Origin of the sequence: Micromonospora nigra, assembly GCF_900091585.1 — a bacterium.
GTDB classification, from domain to species: Bacteria; Actinomycetota; Actinomycetes; order Mycobacteriales; family Micromonosporaceae; genus Micromonospora; species Micromonospora nigra.
In genome coordinates, this window is the sequence record NZ_FMHT01000003.1 from 2,208,689 (window position 1) to 2,227,661 (window position 18,973).

Sequence of the window (18,973 nt, forward strand, 5' to 3'; positions counted from 1 at the left end):
ACCTCACCACGGCCGCACCCGGCACCTCACCACGTCGGTCGTTGCAGCAGGCTGACGAACTCCACCAGCAGCCGCTCCCGCAGCGCCGGGGGCGCCGCGTCGAGCAGGGTGTTCACCGTCGCCATCCGGTCCGGAACCGCCGGACCGGGTGTGCCGGCCGCGTCGGGGCCGGCCACGCCGAGGCCGAGGCCGGCGACCAGGTTGGCGACCAGGTCCGGGGTGAGCGCCTCCGGGGTGAGCGCGCCGGCCAGGGCCAGCAGCTCCGGCGGGAGGGTCACCGGGCCGGCCGCCCGGGTGGCGGCCACCGCCGCGGCGAGGTCCGGGCCGAACTCGGCCACCCGGGCCGCCACGGCCGCGGTCACCGTCAGGTGCACGCTGCGCGGCAGGTCGGCGTACGTGAGCTGCGGCTGGGTGTGCCAGCCCCGCGCGGCCAGCTCGTCGACCAGCACGAACAGGTCCACGGCCGGGTCGTCGGCGGTGAGGCAGACCACGGTCGACTCCGGTTCGGCCACCAGGCGCAGCCCGTCGACCGCGCGCACCGCGTCGGCCAGTGCGTTGACGGCGGCGAGGGTGCGTTCGGCCAGCGCCAGGTAGCCGTCCTCGCCGAGGTGCCGCAGGGTGGCGTACGCGGCGGCGATCGGGCCGCCCGAACGGGTGGACGCGATGACCGAGTTGATCATCGTGTAGCCAGGCCAGTCGGCGTACGCGAAGTACTGCGGGGCGCGCAGTGCGGCGTCGCGGTGCAGCAGCACCGACACCCCCTTCGGGGCGTAGGCGTACTTGTGCAGGTCGACCGAGATCGAGGTGACCCCCGGTACGGCGAGGTCGAACGGCGGCACCGGTTCGCCGAGGCGGCGCAGCCAGGGCAGGGCCCACCCGCCGAAGCAGGCGTCGACGTGGCAGCGCACCCCGGCTCGGGCGGCGGCCTCGGCGATCGGCTCGACGGGGTCGACGACGCCGTACGCGTACGAGGGAGCTGAGCAGGCCACCAGCACGGTGTCGGGGCCGATCGCGGCGGCCACGTCGGCGACCGCCGGACGCAGGGTGGCCGGGTCGACGGGCACCTGGTCCACGGCGACCCGCAGGTAGTGGGCCGCCTTGGCGAAGGCGGCGTGCGCGGTGACGGGCACCACGATCCGGGGGGCGGTGATGTCGGGGCGGGCGTCGCGGGCGGCCTTGACGGCCAGGATGAGCGACTCGGTGCCGCCGCTGGTGACGCTGCCGACCACGTCCGGGGCGGTGGTGCCGGGTCCGCCGCCGAGCAGCCGGGCCGCCGCGCCGACGAGCGCGTTCTCCATCGCCAGCAGCGACGGGAACGCGGTCGGGTCGAGCCCGTTGACGTGGGCACTGGCCGCGTGCGCGGCGGCGGTGAGGTCGTCCAGCCCCGGAACCGCCGGGTCGTACACGTAGGCGAACAGCTGCCCGCCGTGCGTGGGCCGGTCGAGGCTCCGCAGCTGCCGGATCCCCGCCAGCACCTGCTCGGCGGCGAGCCCGTTGGCGGGCAGGCCGGTCCCGGTCGTCTCGTCCATCATGGGGTCGTGGTGCCCTTTCCGTGGTTGTCGGCGGTGTTCGTCCCGACCGCGACCGGGTGACCGGCGGTGTCGGCGGGCAGGGCGGCGGCCAGGCGGGACGGGGTGAGGTCGTAGGGGCGCAGCAGGAGGGTGGCCAGGCCGACCAGGAGGGCCGGAAGGACCGTGAAGCCGAGCAGCACGCCGAGGCGGGCGGTGTCCGACTGGGTCGCCGCCGTGCCGGTGGACGAGGAGACGTAGCCGCTGACGGCGAGCACCAGGCCGTAGATCCCCGGCCCCAGGGCCAGGCCGAACGTCTCCCCCGCCGTCCACAGGCCGGTGAACACGCCGGCCTGCCGCCGCCCGGTGCGCGCGGTGTCGTAGGCGATGCAGTCGGGCAGCATGGCCAGCGCGAAGACCTGCTGACCGGCGTACCCGACGCCGACCACCGCGACCAGCGCGTAGACGGCAGCGGCCGGCAGGACCGGTGCGGCGACCAGGGCCAGCGCCCCGACGGTGAGGATCAGCGAGGCGGCCACCAGGGCGGCGAGCTTGCCGAGCCGCGCGCCGGCCCGCGACCAGAGCGGCATCACCAGCAGCGCCGGCCCGACGAAGCAGACGAACAGCACGGTGGGCCCGGTGACCGGGTCGCGCAGGATCTGGTCGGCGAAGTACTGCACGCCGGCGAGGATGGTCGCCACCCCGGCGGACTGCACCACGAAGCAGAGCAGCAGCGCCCGGAACGGCCGGTTGCGCCCGGCGACGGCGAGCTGGGCGCGCAGCGTCGGCTCGCTCTCCCCCACCACGCCGGTGGGCGCGGACCGGGTGCCGAGGAACGCGCCGACCGCGCCGACGGCGATGAGTGCCGCCACGAACAGCCCCATCCACCGGTGCCCGGCCACGCCCCCGCCACCGGCGTCGCGCACCAGCGGGGCCACCGCGCCGGAGACCAGGATGGCCAGCGCCAGCACGGCGATCCGCCAGGTCATCAGCCGGGTACGTTCCGCGTAGTCGCCGGTCAGTTCGGCCGGCATCGCCACGTAGGGCACCTGGAAGAAGGCGAACGCCGTCGCGGTGGCCAGGAAGGCGACCGCCACGTACGCCCCGGCGGCGGAGCCGACGCCGAACGGCGCGGCGAAGATCGCGGCGAACAGCACGGCGAGCGCGAGGCCCGCGACCAGCAGGTACGGGCGGCGGGCGCCCCAGCGGGAGCGGGTGCGGTCGGAGATCCGGCCGGCGACGGGGTTGACGAGGACGTCCCACGCCTTCGGCAGCAGCACCAGCAGGGCGGCGATCCCGGCGGCGATGCCGAGGGTGTCGGTGAGGTACGGCAGGAGGAGCAGGCCGGGCACGGTGCCGAACGCCCCGGTGGCCAGGGATCCCAGCGCGTACCCCGCGTGCACCCCACGCGGGAGGGGGGCGGACGGCGCGTTCATGGGGCCGAATGTTACTCACGTTATGGCCCGGGTCACATCCCCTCGTCCGGCCACCAGTTCGCCGCCGGCAGGTCCACCCCCGATCCCCGCAACGGGGTGCCCTCGGCGAGCCAGCGCGCCCGCGCCCGACCGGCGAGCCGGGGCGGCAACCGGCCGGACGCGTTCACCACCCGCTGCCAGGGCACCCCGCCCCCGTACCGGGCCATGATCGCCCCCACCAGCCGGGCCGAGGCCCGCCCCGACCGTTCGGCGAGTGCGTCGGCGACCGCCCCGTACGACATCACCCGCCCCGGCGGGATCCGCTCGACCAGCGCCAGCACCGCCTCGACGTACTCGTCAGGTGTCACGAGCGGCCAGACTATGGGAACGCGGCCGGAGGTCGCGGGAGCGACCACGCAGAATAGGCGGGTGCGCGACGCAGTCACGGCGGCCCGGCGGGTCGTCGTCAAGATCGGATCCTCCTCGTTGACCACGGCCGGGGGCGGCCTGGACCACGGGCGGGTCGACGCGCTCGTGGACACCCTCGCCGAGCGCGCCGCCGGGGGCCGCGAGGTCGTCCTGGTCTCCTCCGGCGCGATCGCCGCCGGCCTCGCGCCCCTCGGGCTGTCCCGACGCCCACGTGACCTGGCCACCCAGCAGGCCGCCGCCAGCGTCGGGCAGGGCCTGCTCATCGGCCGGTACGCCGCCGCCCTCGCCCGGCACGGCCGCACCGTCGGCCAGGTGCTGCTCACCGTCGACGACGTGACCCGGCGGGCGCACTACCGCAACGCCTACCGCACCCTGCGCAAGCTGCTCGACCTCGGGGCGGTGCCGATCGTCAACGAGAACGACACGGTCGCCACCGAGGAGATCCGGTTCGGCGACAACGACCGGCTGGCCGCGCTGGTCGCCGTGCTGGTCGACGCCGACCTGCTGGTGCTCCTCTCCGACGTCGACGCCCTCTGGACGGGCGACCCGGCACGCCCCGGCTCCCGGCGCATCACCGAGGTACGCGACGAGGGAGACCTCGCCGGCGTGGACATCGGCGGTGCGGGCCGGGCCGGGGTCGGCACCGGCGGCATGGTGACCAAGGTCGAGGCGGCCCGGATCGCCACCGGCTTCGGCATCCCCGTGGTGCTCACCTCGGCCCCGCTCGCCGCCGACGCGCTCGCCGGCCGACCCGTCGGCACCTTCTTCCACCCGAGCCGCAGCCGCCCCGCCGCCCGCCTGTTCTGGCTCGCGCACGCCACCTCCCCCGGGGTCGACTACATCTGGACCCGGGCGCGGTGGCCGCCGTGGTGGGCCGGCGCAAGTCGCTGCTGCCGGCCGGCATCACCGCCGTCGACGGGGCGTTCACCGCCGGTGACCCGGTCGACCTGGTGGACGCCGCCGGCGCCCCCGTCGCCCGGGGGCTGGTCAACTACGACGCGGTGGAGCTGCCCGGCCTGCTCGGGCGCTCGACCGCCGACCTCGCCGCGGCACTCGGCCCGGCGTACGAACGGGAGGTCGTCCACCGCGACGACCTGGTACTGCTGTGAGGAGTGGCGGATGAGCGTGACCGAACAGGCCCGGCGGGCGCGGGTGGCGGCCGGCGAGCTGGCCGTGGCGACCCGTACCGCCAAGGACGCCGCGCTGGCGGCGATGGCCGACGCGCTGGTGGCGCGTACCCCGGAGATCCTGGCCGCCAACGCGGCGGACCTGGCGGCCGGGCGCGGGGCCGGACTGGGCGCGGCCGTGCTGGACCGGCTCGCTCTCGACGAGGGCCGGGTGGCGGGCATCGCCGAGGCGCTGCGCGAGATGGCCGCGCTGCCCGACCCCGTCGGCGAGGTGGTCCGCGGCTCGACCCTGCCCAACGGCCTGGAGCTGCGGCAGGTGCGGGTGCCGTTCGGCGTGGTCGGCATCATCTACGAGGCCCGGCCCAACGTGACCGTGGACGCCGCCGGCATCTGCCTGAAGTCCGGCAACGCCGCCCTGCTGCGCGGCTCCTCCTCGGCGGCCCACTCCAACGCGGCGCTGGTCGCGGTGCTGCGCGACGCCGTCGCCTCGGCCGGCCTGCCGGCGGACGCCGTGCAGCTGCTCGACGCCACCTCACGCGACTCGGTCAAGGAGCTGATGCGCGCCCGGGGCCTGGTCGACGTGCTGATCCCGCGCGGCGGGGCGGCCCTGATCCGCACCGTGGTCGAGGAGTCGACCGTGCCGGTGATCGAGACGGGCGTGGGCAACTGCCACGTCTACGTCGACGCCGCCGCCGACCTGTCGAAGGCGCTCGCCGTCACCCTGAACTCGAAGACCCAGCGGCTGTCCACCTGCAACACCGCCGAGTCGCTGCTGGTGCACGCCGACGTCGCCGACGCGTTCCTGCCGCCGGTGCTGGCCGCGTTCGCCGAGGCCGGGGTGACCGTGCACGGCGACGCCCGGGTCGCCGGGCACTCCGACGCGGTGGTGCCGGCCACCGACGAGGACTTCGCCACCGAGTATCTCTCGGCCGACATCTCCGTCGCCGTGGTCGACTCCCTCGACGCGGCGGTGGCGCACATCCGGCGGTACGGCAGCGGGCACACCGAGGCGATCCTCACCGACTCGCAGGCGGCGGCCCGGGAGTTCGTGGCCCGGGTGGACGCGGCGGCGGTCATGGTCAACGCCTCCACCCGGTTCACCGACGGCGGCCAGTTCGGCTTCGGCGCCGAGATCGGCATCTCCACCCAGAAGCTGCACGCCCGGGGCCCGATGGGCCTGCCGGAGCTGACCAGCACGAAGTACGTGGTGACCGGCGACGGTCACCTGCGCGGCTGACCACCCCGCGCCGCACCGTGACCGCCGGCCCGGCCCGCTCCCCCGGGCCGGGGGACGGCCCCGGCCCGGCGGCAGGTGGTCCGGGTCGACAGCCCCGGCCCAGCGGCAGGTGGTCCGGGTCGAGGCCCCGGCCCAGCGGCAGGTGGTCCGGCTCATGGGCAGGTCGTCCGGGTGGACGGAACCGGCTCAGCGGCAGGCGCGGATCGCCGTGAGGGTGGTGTGCACGTCGAACTGGTGGCCGTCGTCGCTCTCCCACCCGCCGTCGCTGCGCTGGGTCTCGGCGAGCCGGCGACGGGCCGCCGTCAACGTCCACTCCTGGTCGTCGACGCCGACCCGGCGCAGCGCGGCGGCCAGCCAGGCCGCGTCCGTCGGTGACATCTGCGGCAACCGCTCGGCGAGCACCAGCTTGATCCGCGCCGACTCGTAGAACATCTGCTGCCGGTGCAGCACCGCCGCGCTCAGCCAGCCGGCCGCCAGGAACGACGGCCAACTCCCGTCGGGACGCAACTGCGCGGCGAGGGCCTGCGCGGCGGCGTGCACCACCCCCGCGTAGGCACCGCCGACCCGGTGGTCCAGGGGGCCCGCGGCGCGGGCGTCGAGACCCGCCACGGTGAGCCAGAACCCGGCGTTGGCGGTCAGGTAGAGCCGAGCCGCCGCATCACCCGGCCGGGCCCACTCCGGTGCGGTGCCGGCGAGGGCCTCGTCCTCCTCCCAGCCGCCGTCGCGCTGCTGGCGGCCGGCGAGCCAGTCCAACGCCCGGCGGGCCGCCGGACGGCCCAGCGCGCCCAGGTCGTCCAACTCGGCGAGCCGGAAGCAGGTCGCGTCGACGGAGGCAACTTCTCCTCCCCAGGTGGCCGGCCAGCCGCCGCCCGGGGCCTGGCCGACCTCCGCGCTGTCGAGCACCTCGGGCGGCGGGGGCGTGCCGGTGCGCAGCCAGGACAGGCGGGCGCGGTCAACCGCGTCCCCGTGAGCCACCACGAATCCGATCGCGGCGTCGATGTCGACCACGGCGGTCACGCTACCGGCGCGAACGCGATCCCGCCTCGGGGAATCGGCCGAGGTCGTGGGGCGAGCGGTGGGCCCGCCCCACGACGGGTCAGTACGCCGGCAGCGACGGGTCGACCTGCTTGATCCAGGACAGCACGCCGCCCTGGACGTGCACCGCGTCGCGGAACCCGGCCGACTTGAGCGCGGCGAGTGCCTCGGCGGACCGGACGCCGGACTTGCAGTGCAGCACGATCTGCCTGTCCTGCGGCAGCTTCGCCAGCGCCTCACCCGAGATGATCTCGCCCTTGGGGATCAGGGTGGCGCCGGGAATGCGGACGATCTCGTACTCGGCAGGTTCACGCACGTCGACCAGGAAGATGTCCTTGCCCGCGTCCTGCCACTCCTTCAGCTCGGCGGCGGTGATGGTCGCGTCGACGACCGCCTCCTGGGCCTCGACCGAGACCGCGCCGCAGAAGTCCTCGTAGTCCTCCAGCAGGTCGGTCACCGTCGGGTTCTCGCCGCACAGGACGCAGTTCGGGTCCTTCCGCACCTTGATCTTGCGGTAGGACATCTCCAGGGCGTCGTAGACCATCAGCCGGCCCACCAGCGGCTCACCGATGCCGGCCAGCAGCTTGATCGCCTCGTTGACCTGGATCGAGCCGATCGAGGCGCAGAGCACGCCGAGCACGCCGCCCTCGGCGCAGGAGGGCACCATGCCGGGTGGCGGGGGCTCCGGGTAGAGGCAGCGGTAGCAGGGGCCGTGCTCGGCCCAGAACACCGACGCCTGGCCGTCGAACCGGTAGATCGAGCCCCAGACGTACGGCTTGCCGAGCAGCACCGCCGCGTCGTTGACCATGTAGCGGGTGGCGAAGTTGTCGGTGCCGTCGACGATCAGGTCGTACCGGGAGAAGATGTCGCGGACGTTCTCCCGGTCCAGCGCGGTGTTGTGGATCTCGACGTTGACCAGCGGGTTGATCTCCCGGATGCTGGCCGCCGCCGACTCGGCCTTCGACCGGCCGATGTCGGAGACACCGTGGATGATCTGGCGCTGGAGGTTCGACTCGTCGACGGTGTCGAAGTCGATGATGCCGAGGGTGCCCACCCCGGCGGCGGCCAGGTACATCAGGGCCGGGGAGCCGAGGCCGCCGGCGCCGACACAGAGCACCCGGGCGTTCTTCAGCCGCCGCTGCCCGGTCACCCCGACGTCCGGGATGATCAGGTGGCGCGAGTAGCGGCGGATCTCGTCAACGGTCAGCTCGGCGGCGGGCTCGACGAGCGGGGGCAGCGACACGGTGGACTCCCCGGGATCGGCGTGGTGGACAACCGCGCCATTGTCGCTCGACCGGCCGTCGATCGACCATGAGCAGGGACACGTCGCCCGACATGCGGGAGCGGGAATATCTCAGACGCCGTCCACAGGCGGCCCGGCGTACCGGGCCCCGTCGGGATACGGCCAGGGGTTGGCCACGCAGCCGGCCAGCCCGTACGTCTGCTGCTGCATCACCGGCGCGGGTCGGCCGGGCCCGGGACACGCCTCGTGCCCCTCGCCGAACTCGTGGCCCACCTCGTGGTTGACCACGTACGCCCGGTAGACCGCCAGCGGCGCCCCGTAGCCCGGCACCGCCGTCATCCAGCGGTCCAGGTTGACGATCACCGTTCCGGGCAGCCGGCAGGAGGTGTAGCCCTCGGTGTGCAGGCCCCCCGTCGCGCACATCTGCGCGGAGGTGCGCGACGTGGCGAGGTGGACGACGAAGTCCGCGTCGGCCGCGTCGGCCACCCGGCGCACCCGCAGCCCGCCCGAGCCGACCCAACTGCGCCCGTCGGCCAGGGTCGCGTCGACGGCGGCGGCGAAGTCGGCCGGGTCCTGCCCGGAACCGTGCTCGACCGCCACCGCGTAGCGCCACAGCGGGCCGGCCCGCCCGTACGTGGGCGAGCCGCCGTCGGCGAACGCGAAGGTTCCCGCGCCGGCACTCGGATGCGTGGGTACCGGCGGGGCGGACACGCTCCGTACCGAGCCGGTCGGGGCCCGCTCGGCGACGCGCCCGCTCGACCGGAGGGGCAGCGTCGTCACCACGACGGCCAGCAGCAGAACCGCCCCGAGCGCCGCGACCTGCCGGCGGACCGACCGGACCGGCGACGGCCCGGTCAGGTCGCGGGGGTACGGCGGCGTCATGTTCCGAGCGTCGCACAGCAACCACCCTTTATCGGGCATTTGCCGCCTGATACGTGAAACACCCCAGTCAGAGTGGCGGACCCTGGTATCGGCGACCGTCCCGGTACGGCCACGGATTGGCCACGCAGCCCTTGAGGAACAGCGTCTGCTGCATCATCACCGGCGCCGGCCGGCCCCGCCCCGGGCAGCGTTCGTGGCGGTTGCCGAGCTGGTGGCCGACCTCGTGGTTGACGACGTACGTCCGGTAGACCGACAGCGGCACCCCGGCCCGGACGAAGTGCGGCACCGACAGCCGCCAGCGCTCCAGATTGACGATGACCTTGCCGGGTGCCCGGCACGACGTGTACGGCCGGCCACCGACCCGGATGTCCACGCCGCCCGCCGCGCACATCAGCCCCGCCGTGCGAGCGGTCGCCAGGTAGACCGTGAAGTCGTGCCGGGCATCCCGGCCCACCTGCCGCAGCCGCAGCCGCCCGCCGTCCACCCAGCTGCCCGGCCCCGCGAGGGCCGCCTCCACCTCGGCGGCGAATTGCCCCGGATCCTCGCCCGCACCCCGCTCCACCGCCACCCGGTAGCGCTGCACCGCCCCCGACCCGCCCAGCACTCGACCCGCCCAATCGGCGTAGCCGAAGCTGCCCCGCCCGGCGTCGGGAACCGGCCCGGTCAGCTGCAACACCGGCTCGGTCCGTGGCGGGGCGCTGCCCGGCCCCGCACCGGCCGGTGCCGCGACCCCCGGCTGGGCCGTCCCCACGGACGGCGGCGTCCCCACGGAAGGCGGCGTCCCGGTGGCCGGTGAGGGCGCGGCGGGAGACGACCCGGCGGCCCGCACGCCGGCCGCCGACCCCCCGGCGTCCGGAACAGGCCGGGTGGCGACCACGACCACCACCGCACCGACCGCGAGCACCAGACCGAACAGCTGCCGGCTGCGCAAGCCGCCGACCCGCCCGGTGTCGACGCGCCGCGGGCGGCGGCGACCCGTCGGGACGGAGGCCGACCTGCGGCGGAACCGGGACATCCGGCTCATCCTGCCATGTCGGGCCGTTCCAGGGCGGTACCCACCCCGTCCGTCTCGGCGAGGAGCCCCAGCACCGCGCGGGCGACCAGCCGGGGCACCTCGAGCTGGGCCACGTGGCCGACGCCGTCCAGCAGCATCAACCGGCTGTCCGGGATCACCCGCGCGGTCTGCGGCGCCACCCGCACGTCGACCAGCCGGTCCTGACGACCGCCGACGACCAGCGTCGGTGCCCGAACCGCCGCCGCCAGCCGCCACAGCGAACCCGACCCCGGCAGGTACGCCCGCAGGAAGCTGGCGACCAGGCCCCGGAACGTGCGGACGTACGCGGCGGCGTAGTGCTCCGCCTCGTACCGCACCCGGATCTCCTCCAGCGCCTCCTGCCGGCGCTGGTCACTGATCCGGGTCAGGTCGGCGACGCACGACTCCATCACCTGCTGTGCCATCACCTCCGGTGCGAGCTGGGCCAGCCGCCAGGCGGCCAGCCGTTCCCCCCGGGGGACCGCCAGCAGCGGCAGCATCCGCCCCTGCAACGACCGGCGGAAGTCGAGGAACGGCAGGGCCGGCGACACCAGGGTCAGGGTGCGCACCAGATCCGGCCGCAACGCCGCCACGTGCACCGACACCGAGCCACCGAGGGAGTTGCCGAACAGGTGCACCGGCCCCCGGTCGGAGTGCTCGATCCAGCGCACCACCCGCTGGGCGAAGGACGGGATCGTGTAGCGCTGACCGGGCTCGCTGCGTCCGAAGCCCGGCAGGTCGATCGCCTGCCCGTCGAGCCGCTCGGCGAGCAGGCCGGCGAGGTCGGTCCAGTTCTGCGAGGAGCCGCCGAGACCGTGCACGTAGAGGGCCGGCTCGGCGTCGGGCCCGGTGGCCGGAGTGTCCCGCACGTAGGTCACGGAACCGTCGAGGTGCACCTCCCGGCCGGGCCAGGGCGGTGGGACCGAGGGCGCGGGCAACAGGTGGTCGGGGCCGAGGATGGCGCGCTTCATCATTCCAGTCTGCCCGGACACGCTCAGGCCAGCAGGGCCTCCAGCCGCCGGTTCACCGCGGCCAGGGTGGCCCGCACCACCGCCTGCCGGGGATCGCCGGCCACCAGCGCCGAACCGGCGAGCTGCTCCACCCAGCCGTCGCAGACCAGCAGCACGACCACAGTGGCCACCTCGCAGTTGCCGAACGGCACCACCGCCGTGTGCTCCACGAAACACCGGCCCCGGTCGGTGGACGTGGCCGCCCCGCCCAGCAGTTCGTCGACGGCCGCGGCGGCGGCCACGGCGCACAGCCGCAGCACGTACCCGTCGACCGCCGGCCCGGTCGCGTAGCCGGCGGCGTTCTGCTCGCCGGCGACCAGGCGGACCTCCACCGTCGCGTCCAGCCCGAAGGTGCTGACCTGGACGTGGTCGATCACCACGCGGGGGCCCGGATTGCCGCCGGTGTCCAGCGGCCGGGACGGGGCCGTCTCCGTGCTGGTCATCTGACCACCCGAGTACGAGGAACCGAGCGTGGCGGGGCTCCCGGTCGCCGCGCCCACCACCGACGTCGCCGGGTCCTCCACGGTGGCCCGACCACGGTGTGGCGTGGTGGACGGCCGGCGACGGCGGAGAGCCTCGGTGGCTGCCTCGGCGCGTACCTGCGGAGCGTCCGGGCGGCCGGGCACCGCCAACCGTCCCGGCACCCGGGCCTCGGCGAGGGCCTCAGCCGTCGGCCCGGCTTCCGCGCCGGACGCGGCGGCGGGCGAACCCGTGGCACGGGACTCCGCGGCACGGGACTCGGCGGCACGGCGGCGGGCGGTCGGCACGGGTGGCGGCGGGGGTGCTCCCGGCAGGTTCTGCGGGGCCGCGGCCAGGCCCATCCGCTCCTGGAGCAACCGCGCCACCTGCCGGCTCACCTCGGCCGGGTCGGCCCCGTCCGAGAGGTCCAGCCGGAGGCTGTGCGCGCCCGCGGGGGTACGGCGCAGCTTGGCGTCGCGGACGCCGCCCACCCCCCGCACGGCGTCGAGGATCGCGTCGACGTCGAAGCCCTCGGGCCGCTCGCGCAGTGGAGCGGGCTCGTCGTCGCGGCGCAGGTGGGTGGCGATGCGGGCGAGTTCCGGGGTTTCGGCAGGTGGCTCCACGGCTGGCGGCTCCGGCACGACGGGCACGTCCGGCTCGGCGGGGACACGTTGCGGCAGCACCGGCGACGTCTGGTCCGGGGACCGGTCGTCGGCCGGTGCCACCGGCACCGGGTCGGGGGCGGAGCGGCGGGCCGCGTAGGGGGGTGCGCTCGTCGGTGCGGGCGCGGACGGGGTGCGGTCGTGTCGGCCGGCGCCGCTCGTGGCGGGCCCGGCGGCCGATGGGCCGGTCGCCGTCTCGTCGACGACCGGCCGGAGCCGGAACGGCCGGGTGGCCCTCGGGGGGCCGCGTCGGCCTCCGCCGTCCCGGCGGGAGGCATGTCCCGCGAGGCCGGCGGAGCGCTGGTCGGGCGGGCCCAGGCGGGCCGGTCCTCGGGCGCGACGCCGGCCGGACAGGGCGGGACGCCGGTCGACTGGTCGGACGCGGCCGGCGGCACGCTGACCGGGCGACCCGTCGGCGCGGGACCGCCGAGGGACCACGCCCGCTGGGCGGCGGGCGAGGCAGGCTCCGCGACGGGGGGCACGGCGGTCAGGCGGCCGGTGGCCCAGGGCGGTCGATCGGCCGTGGAACCGGGGCCGGCCGCCGGTGGCGCGCTGGTCGGCCCGCCTGCGGGCTGGGAGGACCGGTCGACGGGTGGCGCGCTGCGCGGCCGGGACTCCGCCACCGGTGGGGTGCCGGCCGGAGCGGGTGGGGCGCCGGCCGGGACAGGTGGGCCGTCGGCCGGAACTGGTCGGCCGTCGGCCCAGCGGGGTCGGCCGGTCGGGGCGGGGGCCGCCTCCGGTACGGGGGTCGGGTCGGCCCAGGACGGGCGCGTGGCGTCGACCGGCCGCTCCGGCCCGGCCCAGGCGGGTTGGACGGGCGGGGCCGAGGTCGGCGGGTCGCCCGCCTCGTTAGGTCGGGGCAGCTCGTAGGGGCGGGCCGGTTCTGCCCGCACCGGCTCGTACGGTCGGGTGGGCTCGGCACGCACCGGCTCGTACGACCGGTGTGACTCGCCCTCCCGGGCCGACATCCGGGCAGCACGGGACCGGTGAGCGACCGGCTCCCCCTCGTCCTCCCGGTTCCACGACGGGGCCCAGCCACCGCCCCAACTCGGCCGGTTCCAGCTCGGGCCCGACCAGTCGGGTTCGGCCGGCGCACCGCCGCCCGACCGACCCCGGCCGGGTTCCGGTGCGGCCGGCGCACGGTCGGCGGGGTTCGGCTCGGACGGGAAGGTGTCGTCGCCCGGAGCATCGGCGCTCGCGGCCACCGCGGGCCGGTCGGGGGCGTGCAACCCGGGTGGCATCTCGAAGCCGGACGCGGCGGTGCCGACCGGCGGAACCTGGCCGGCGGGCGGCGCGGACGTCGGCGGGCCGGCGGGCGACCAGCGGCGGAAGCCCGGGTGGTCGTCCAACCGGGACGGCCTGTCGGGTGGGCCCGCGTCGGTCGGGGCGGCGGAGCGCTCGGCGGCCGGGGCCGGGCGTTGCAGCGGCACCGCGAGCCGTTCGTCGCCGTGCGGGTCCGGGTGCCCGCCGGGCGGGACGCTGACCGGGGAGCGCCACCCGCCGGCGGGGTCGGAGGACACGCCGTTGACCCGGCGCCCGTTGACCCGGCCGGCCCCGCTGGTGTCCCCGATCGGGCCGGGTGAGGACGCGGGCAGGTCGCCGTGCCGGGAGGAGGAGGCGGCCCAGCCGATCTCCTCGGGGGCCCACGACGCGGGATCCCGGGTGTCCCCGCCGGACCAGGACCAACCGGCCGTGGGGGGCGCCCATCCGTCGCCGGCGCGGGTCAGGTCGTCCTGCTGACCCGTCCCTTCGCCGTGCTCTCCCGGGGTGGCGGCACCGGGTTGCCCTGTTTCACTCACCGCGCGCTCCTTGGTCGCCCCCGCTGAGGCTACCGTGTGGCGACAGTGGCGATAAGTTACAGCAGCGGGCCAATTCCGCGAGGGGCCGAGGGGCCCTGACCGGTTCGAGGTGAATGCCGGCTCGTACGAAGAAACTCGGAGGTTCCCATGACCGCTGTGGGGAACGGTGCCCAGACCGCCGGCCGGCCCACCCGCCTGCCCCGATCCGCGCGCCGCAAGCAGCTTCTCGCGGCGGCTCAGGAGGTGTTCGTCGCGCAGGGCTACCACGCTGCGGCGATGGACGACATCGCCGAGCGGGCAGGGGTGTCGAAGCCGGTGCTCTACCAGCACTTCCCCGGCAAGATGGACCTCTACCTCGCCCTGCTCGACACGCACTGTGACGCGATCGTCGCGAAGGTGCACGACGCCATGCGCAGCACCAACGACAACAAGGAGCGGGTCGGCGCGTCGGTGCAGGCCTACTTCGACTTCGTCGACCACGAGAGCGAGGCGTTCCGGCTGGTCTTCGAGTCCGACCTGCGCAACGACCCGGCGGTGCGGCAGCGCGTGGAACGGGTCGAGCAGGGCTGCATCGCGGCCATCACCGACACGATCATCTCGGACACCGGCGTGAGCAGGTCGCACGCCGAGCTGCTCGCCTCGGGTCTGGTGGGCGCGGCGGAGACGGCCGCGCAGTTCTGGCTGGCCGGCGGCCGGCAGGTGCCGAAGGCCGAGGCGGAGGCGCTGGTCGCCGCCCTGTCCTGGCGAGGGATCGCCAGCTTCCCGTTGCAGGGTGAGTCAGCCTGAACATCCGGCCCCGAGATCGGATAGCCTTCCCATCGGCGGTCCTTTCGCCCGAACGAGGAGGCACAGTGGAGGTCAAGATCGGCGTGCAGTACGCGCCCCGCGAACTGGTGCTGGAGAGCGCCCAGACGCCGGCCGAGATCGAGCAGATCGTGACCGAATCCATGGCCAAGGCCGAGGGCACGCTGTCCCTCACCGACGAGAAGGGCCGGCGGGTCATCGTGCCGGTCAACAAGGTCGCCTACGTCGAGATCGCCGAGGCGTCCCCGCGGGCGGTGGGTTTCACCGTTCGCTGACGGTCAGTTGTTGAGTCCGGCGGCGGCCATCCGCGTGGTGTGCGCGGCGGTCAGCCGCCGGAACAGCATCTGGGGGTCCATCCGCTCGTCACGGGCGATCAGCGCGGTGAGCGCCCCCCGGTCGGCCGCCGCCACCCGGCCCGCCTGGGACAGCGCCTCGCCGACCAGGCGCCGGGCCCACATGGAGAGCCGCCCGGCCACCTTCGGGTCGGCGGCGACGGCGAGCCGGATCTCGGCGGCGGCGAAGTCCGCGTAGCGCGACTCGTGCAGCACATCCAGGATGAGCTGCCGGTCGGGCCCGGTGAGCGCCCCGGCGATCTCACGAAGGAAGTCGTCGGTGATGGCGTCCCCCACGTACGCCTTGGTGACGGCCTCGGCCCAGTCTCTCGGCTCGGTCGAGTCGTGGTAGGCCTGCAGGGGCGCGACGTAAGGGGCCATCGCGTCGTCGGGCAGCACGCCGAGGACGGCGAGCCGGTCGGCGAGACGTCGGTAGTTGGCGATCTCCGCGGCGGCCATCTCGCCCAGCGCCGCACGTCTGTGCAGGTCGGGGGCGAGTCGGGCGTCGGCGGCCAGCCGCTCGAACGCGAGCAGCTCGCCCAGGGCCACCAGCCCGAGCAGGTCGACGACGGCGTGGTCGGTGGGGGCGGGCACGAGCGCAGGTTACCGTCCGCCGCGCCCCGGCGGGGACGCCGCCATCCGTCAGCCGCAAGTGATGCAGGTCACAACAGATACCCCCGCCCGCACTGCCCGCTATCGGAATCAGGACGTCCGAGCAGGGCTTCAGGTAGCATGGACGAGTTGCCGTGGGCACCGATCCGACCGCAATGGCATTCCACCGCAGTGGCATTCCACCCGGACGACCATCACCCGGAGTGGCATCCCAACCGGCAGTGGCATTCCACCCGGTCGACGTCCGGTCCACGCGGCGCGCGTGCGGCCCGGTCCGCCCGGCTCTTCGCCGCCGACCGTGTGGCCCGCGCCAAACCGAGAGCGCCCTGAGGACATGACGGGGCGCACCCACGAGAGGGCACCCCCAAATCCATATGAGTGAGCTGACAGAAGACCTCACAACCGGCCAGGAACTGGCCCCCACCGCCCCGGTGCGACCGGAGGCGCCGACGTTCGCCGAGCTGGGCGCGCGGGCGGAGACCGTCGAGGCGCTGGCCGCCGCCGGCATCACCCGCGCCTTCGCCATCCAGGAGTACGCGCTGCCGATCGCGCTGCGCGGCACCGACCTGATCGGCCAGGCCCCGACGGGCACCGGCAAGACCCTCGGCTTCGGCGTGCCGCTGCTGGAGCGGGTGTTCGCACCCGACGAGGGCAGCGACGGCGTGCCCCAGGCACTGGTCGTCGTACCCACCCGCGAGCTGGGCATCCAGGTCGCGAAGGACCTCGCGGCGGCAGGTCGCACCCGGGGCGTACGCGTACTGCCGATCTACGGTGGCGTGGCGTACGAGCCGCAGATCGACACGCTCCGCAAGGGCGTCGAAATTCTCGTCGGCACCCCCGGCCGCCTGCTCGACCTGGCCAAGCAGAAGCACCTGCGCCTGGACCGGGTGCACGCCCTGGTCCTGGACGAGGCCGACCGGATGCTCGACCTGGGCTTCCTCGACGACGTCGAGAAGATCCTCGCGATGCTGCCGGAGGACCGGCAGACCATGCTCTTCTCGGCCACGATGCCCGACCCGATCGTCGCGCTGTCCCGGCGCTTCCTGCGCCGGCCGGTGACGATCCACGCCGGGCACACCGCCGAGACCGGCCCCTCGCCGCAGACCCAGCAGCTGGTCTACCGCACCCACTCGATGAACAAGGTCGAGATCGTGGCGCGGATCCTCCAGGCCGGGGGACGCGGGCTGACCATGATCTTCACCCGTACCAAGCGGGCCGCCGACCGCGTCGCCGAGGACCTGGACTTCCGGGGATTCGCGGTGGCCGCCGTGCACGGCGACCTCGGGCAGGGCGCGCGGGAGCGGGCGCTGCGGGCGTTCCGGGCCGGCAAGATCGACATCCTGGTCGCCACCGACGTGGCGGCGCGTGGGCTGGACGTCTCGGGTGTCACCCACGTCATCAACTACGACTGCCCGGAGGACCAGGACACCTACACCCACCGGATCGGCCGGACCGGCCGCGCCGGGGCCACGGGTGTCGCGGTGACCTTCGTCGACTGGGACGACATGCCCCGCTGGCGGATCATCGACAAGACCCTCGGGTTGGAGATGCCGGAGCCGCCGGAGACGTACCACACGTCCCCGCACCTCTACACCGACCTGGACATCTCCACCGAGGTCAGCGGCACCCTGCCGACCGCCGAGCGCACCCGAGCCGGGCTGTCCGCCGAGGTCGAGGAGGACCTGGGTGGCCCGTCGCGGCGCGGCGAGGGCCGGGGCTCCCGCCGGGGCGAGGGCCGGGGTCGCGGCGAGGGCCGGGGCTCCCGCCGGGGCGAGAGCCGGGATCGCGGCGAGGGCCGGGATCGCGGTGGTGCCGGCTCCTCAGCCGGGCCCGACGCCGTCGAGGCGGCGACCGACGGTCCCGCCGAGGAGGGCACCCGCAGCCCGCGTCGCCGCCGGCGCCGCCGGGCCGGCGAGACGGTCGCGGGTGAGCCGACCGCCGTGGTGGCCACCGACGGCACACCCGCCACGGGCGCGGCGGAGGCCCCGGGCGCCGAGGGCGAGCCGGCCAGGCCACGTCGCCGCCGACGCCGCCGGAGCGGATCCGCCGCCGGTACGCCGGCCGAGGCGACCGCCGCGGACTGACCGCACGAACGTCGACGTCCCCCGTACCGCTGAGCCGGTGCGGGGGACGTCGCCTGTCCCGAGGCGACCCCACACCCGCCGCCGCAGGTCGGTCCCCCGCCGCAGCCCGCCCGAGCAGGAAGATGACGAGATGCCCGAACCCCTGGACGCCGCCCTGGCCGAGGTCCGCACGCTGCTGCTCGCCCCCACCCTGACCAGGGCCGTGGCGGCCGGCCGGCGGCGCGGTCAGCGCCCCTCGGTGGTCCGGGCCGAGCTGCGCCCGGTCAGCCTGAAGGCGGGGCGCCGGCTACAGATCTCCACCTCCGACGGGTCCCGACCGCACACCCGCAACGTCGCACCGGGCGCGGAGGCGGACGCCGCGGTCGACGTCCTGCTGGCGGAGCCCTTCGGCAACTGGCACGTCGAGACGGCCGACGCCACGCTGCAACTGCGGGTCACCAAGTCGGGCGAGGCGCAGGTGCACCGGGCCGCCGCCACGCGACCTGCCGACGCGCCCACCGGGCACGACCGCGCCAAGGAGTACCTGCTGGACCCGGGCGACCCGATCTTCGCCGAGATCGGCGGCACGGCGGCGAAACGCCGCCAGGTCGACGCCTTCCTCCGCGCGCTGGCGGCCACCCTGCCAGACGACCTGACCGGCCCCCTGCGGGTCGTCGACCTGGGGTGCGGCAACGCGTACCTGACCTTCGCCGCGTACCGGTACCTGACCGGGCGGGGCCTCGACGTCGACCTCGTCGGAGTTGACGTCCGCGAGGACCAACGCCGCCGCAACACCGAGCTGGCGGAGCGGCTGGGCTGGGCGCACCGGGTCCGGTTCGTGGCCGGCACCATCGCCGACGCCGTCGTCGAGCCCGCTCCCGACCTGGTGCTGGCGCTGCACGCCTGTGACACCGCCACCGACGAGGCGCTGGCCCGGGCGGTGCGCTGGCGGGCCCGCTGGGTGCTCGCCGCGCCCTGCTGCCACCACGACGTCGCCAAGCAGCTGCGGAACCGACCCGCGCCGGGGCCGTACGAGCTGCTCACCAGGCAGGGCATCCTGCGGGAGCGCTTCGCGGACGTCCTCACCGATTCGCTGCGCGCGGGGTTGCTCCGGCAGCACGGCTACCGCGCCGAGGTGGTCGAGTTCGTCGACTCCCGGCACACCCCGCGCAACCTGCTGATCCGGGCCCGCCGCGCCGACACCGCCCCGACCGGCGACCAGCGCGACGAGTACCGCGAACTCGTCGACCAGTGGCGGCTGACGCCGCGACTGGAGACCCTGCTGGCGCAGCCGACCTGACCGGTCCCGCCCCTCGGGACTGT

General features: G+C 75.3%; 15 protein-coding genes and 1 pseudogene. 6 read left to right on the forward strand and 10 right to left on the reverse strand.

What is annotated here, in order from left to right; all coding sequences use genetic code 11:
* Positions 1-26: 26 nt before the first annotated feature.
* The 3 genes from GA0070616_RS09380 to GA0070616_RS09390 are packed head-to-tail and all read right to left on the reverse strand — an operon-like array spanning position 27 to position 3,291.
* Positions 27-1,532, reverse strand: a complete 1,506-nt coding sequence (locus GA0070616_RS09380; RefSeq protein WP_091079515.1) for a pyridoxal phosphate-dependent decarboxylase family protein — start codon at positions 1,530-1,532, stop codon at positions 27-29.
* A complete protein-coding gene (locus tag GA0070616_RS09385) occupies positions 1,529-2,944 on the reverse strand; it encodes an MFS transporter (RefSeq protein WP_091079518.1) in 1,416 nt (471 codons plus the stop codon). The genes GA0070616_RS09380 and GA0070616_RS09385 overlap by 4 nt, the downstream gene beginning before the upstream one ends.
* 32 nt (positions 2,945-2,976) lie before the next feature.
* A complete protein-coding gene (locus GA0070616_RS09390; protein WP_091079522.1) occupies positions 2,977-3,291 on the reverse strand; it encodes an MGMT family protein in 315 nt (104 codons plus the stop codon).
* 13 nt (positions 3,292-3,304) lie between these two features.
* Between GA0070616_RS09390 and proB the strand changes: the two are divergent.
* Positions 3,305-4,461 (forward strand): annotated as a pseudogene (gene proB / locus GA0070616_RS09395) (glutamate 5-kinase).
* Between the two features lie 10 nt (positions 4,462-4,471).
* Entirely contained in the window at positions 4,472-5,716 is a 1,245-nt protein-coding gene (locus tag GA0070616_RS09400; RefSeq protein WP_091079526.1) for a glutamate-5-semialdehyde dehydrogenase, read from the forward strand.
* Positions 5,717-5,902: 186 nt separating this feature from the next.
* Here the strand turns inward: GA0070616_RS09400 and GA0070616_RS09405 are convergent, their stop codons facing one another.
* From GA0070616_RS09405 to GA0070616_RS29430, 6 genes are all read right to left on the reverse strand, one after another.
* Positions 5,903-6,733 carry a prenyltransferase/squalene oxidase repeat-containing protein gene (locus tag GA0070616_RS09405; protein WP_245712709.1) on the reverse strand — a complete coding sequence of 277 codons (831 nt, stop codon included), beginning with the start codon at positions 6,731-6,733 and terminating at the stop codon, positions 5,903-5,905.
* Positions 6,734-6,812: 79 nt separating this feature from the next.
* Entirely contained in the window at positions 6,813-7,994 is a 1,182-nt protein-coding gene (gene moeZ / locus GA0070616_RS09410; RefSeq protein ID WP_091079529.1) for an adenylyltransferase/sulfurtransferase MoeZ, read from the reverse strand.
* Between the two features lie 111 nt (positions 7,995-8,105).
* Positions 8,106-8,876, reverse strand: coding sequence for a DUF3152 domain-containing protein (locus GA0070616_RS09415; protein ID WP_091079533.1), 771 nt, complete (start codon positions 8,874-8,876; stop codon positions 8,106-8,108).
* Positions 8,877-8,943: 67 nt separating this feature from the next.
* A complete protein-coding gene (locus GA0070616_RS09420) occupies positions 8,944-9,891 on the reverse strand; it encodes a DUF3152 domain-containing protein (protein ID WP_091079536.1) in 948 nt (315 codons plus the stop codon).
* A 5-nt stretch (positions 9,892-9,896) separates the two neighbouring features.
* On the reverse strand, positions 9,897-10,880 hold the full coding sequence (locus tag GA0070616_RS09425) for an alpha/beta fold hydrolase (RefSeq protein ID WP_091079539.1): 984 nt from the start codon (positions 10,878-10,880) through the stop codon (positions 9,897-9,899).
* Between the two features lie 23 nt (positions 10,881-10,903).
* On the reverse strand, positions 10,904-12,103 hold the full coding sequence (locus GA0070616_RS29430) for a hypothetical protein (protein ID WP_425412932.1): 1,200 nt from the start codon (positions 12,101-12,103) through the stop codon (positions 10,904-10,906).
* Between the two features lie 1,883 nt (positions 12,104-13,986).
* On the opposite strand from GA0070616_RS29430, the gene GA0070616_RS09435 reads away from it, so the two are divergent.
* On the forward strand, positions 13,987-14,625 hold the full coding sequence (locus GA0070616_RS09435) for a TetR/AcrR family transcriptional regulator (protein WP_091079541.1): 639 nt from the start codon (positions 13,987-13,989) through the stop codon (positions 14,623-14,625).
* A gap of 65 nt (positions 14,626-14,690) precedes the next feature.
* The gene (locus GA0070616_RS09440; protein WP_091079545.1) at positions 14,691-14,918 is read left to right on the forward strand and encodes a DUF3107 domain-containing protein; all 228 of its coding nucleotides are present in this window, start codon (positions 14,691-14,693) and stop codon (positions 14,916-14,918) included.
* Positions 14,919-14,921: 3 nt separating this feature from the next.
* Here the strand turns inward: GA0070616_RS09440 and GA0070616_RS09445 are convergent, their stop codons facing one another.
* Positions 14,922-15,569, reverse strand: coding sequence for a ferritin-like fold-containing protein (locus tag GA0070616_RS09445; protein WP_091079548.1), 648 nt, complete (start codon positions 15,567-15,569; stop codon positions 14,922-14,924).
* 392 nt (positions 15,570-15,961) lie between these two features.
* Between GA0070616_RS09445 and GA0070616_RS09450 the strand changes: the two genes are divergently transcribed.
* Both GA0070616_RS09450 and GA0070616_RS09455 read left to right on the forward strand, forming a co-directional pair.
* On the forward strand, positions 15,962-17,671 hold the full coding sequence (locus GA0070616_RS09450; protein WP_175440020.1) for a DEAD/DEAH box helicase: 1,710 nt from the start codon (positions 15,962-15,964) through the stop codon (positions 17,669-17,671).
* Between the two features lie 130 nt (positions 17,672-17,801).
* Complete coding sequence (locus tag GA0070616_RS09455; RefSeq protein ID WP_091079551.1) at positions 17,802-18,950, forward strand: class I SAM-dependent methyltransferase; 1,149 nt, start codon at positions 17,802-17,804, stop codon at positions 18,948-18,950.
* Positions 18,951-18,973: the final 23 nt, after the last annotated feature.

What these genes read in the sequence shown, in the direction of transcription:
- GA0070616_RS09435 (WP_091079541.1), top strand. Translation starts at nt 13,987, where the DNA reads ATGACCGCTGTGGGGAACGGTGCCCAGACCGCCGGCCGGCCCACCCGC.
- GA0070616_RS09415 (WP_091079533.1), bottom strand. Translation starts at nt 8,876, where the DNA reads ATGACGCCGCCGTACCCCCGCGACCTGACCGGGCCGTCGCCGGTCCGG.
- GA0070616_RS09455 (WP_091079551.1), top strand. Translation starts at nt 17,802, where the DNA reads ATGCCCGAACCCCTGGACGCCGCCCTGGCCGAGGTCCGCACGCTGCTG.
- GA0070616_RS09385 (WP_091079518.1), bottom strand. Translation starts at nt 2,944, where the DNA reads ATGAACGCGCCGTCCGCCCCCCTCCCGCGTGGGGTGCACGCGGGGTAC.
- GA0070616_RS09400 (WP_091079526.1), top strand. Translation starts at nt 4,472, where the DNA reads ATGAGCGTGACCGAACAGGCCCGGCGGGCGCGGGTGGCGGCCGGCGAG.
- GA0070616_RS09380 (WP_091079515.1), bottom strand. Translation starts at nt 1,532, where the DNA reads ATGATGGACGAGACGACCGGGACCGGCCTGCCCGCCAACGGGCTCGCC.
- GA0070616_RS09425 (WP_091079539.1), bottom strand. Translation starts at nt 10,880, where the DNA reads ATGAAGCGCGCCATCCTCGGCCCCGACCACCTGTTGCCCGCGCCCTCG.
- GA0070616_RS09450 (WP_175440020.1), top strand. Translation starts at nt 15,962, where the DNA reads ATGAGTGAGCTGACAGAAGACCTCACAACCGGCCAGGAACTGGCCCCC.
- GA0070616_RS09420 (WP_091079536.1), bottom strand. Translation starts at nt 9,891, where the DNA reads ATGTCCCGGTTCCGCCGCAGGTCGGCCTCCGTCCCGACGGGTCGCCGC.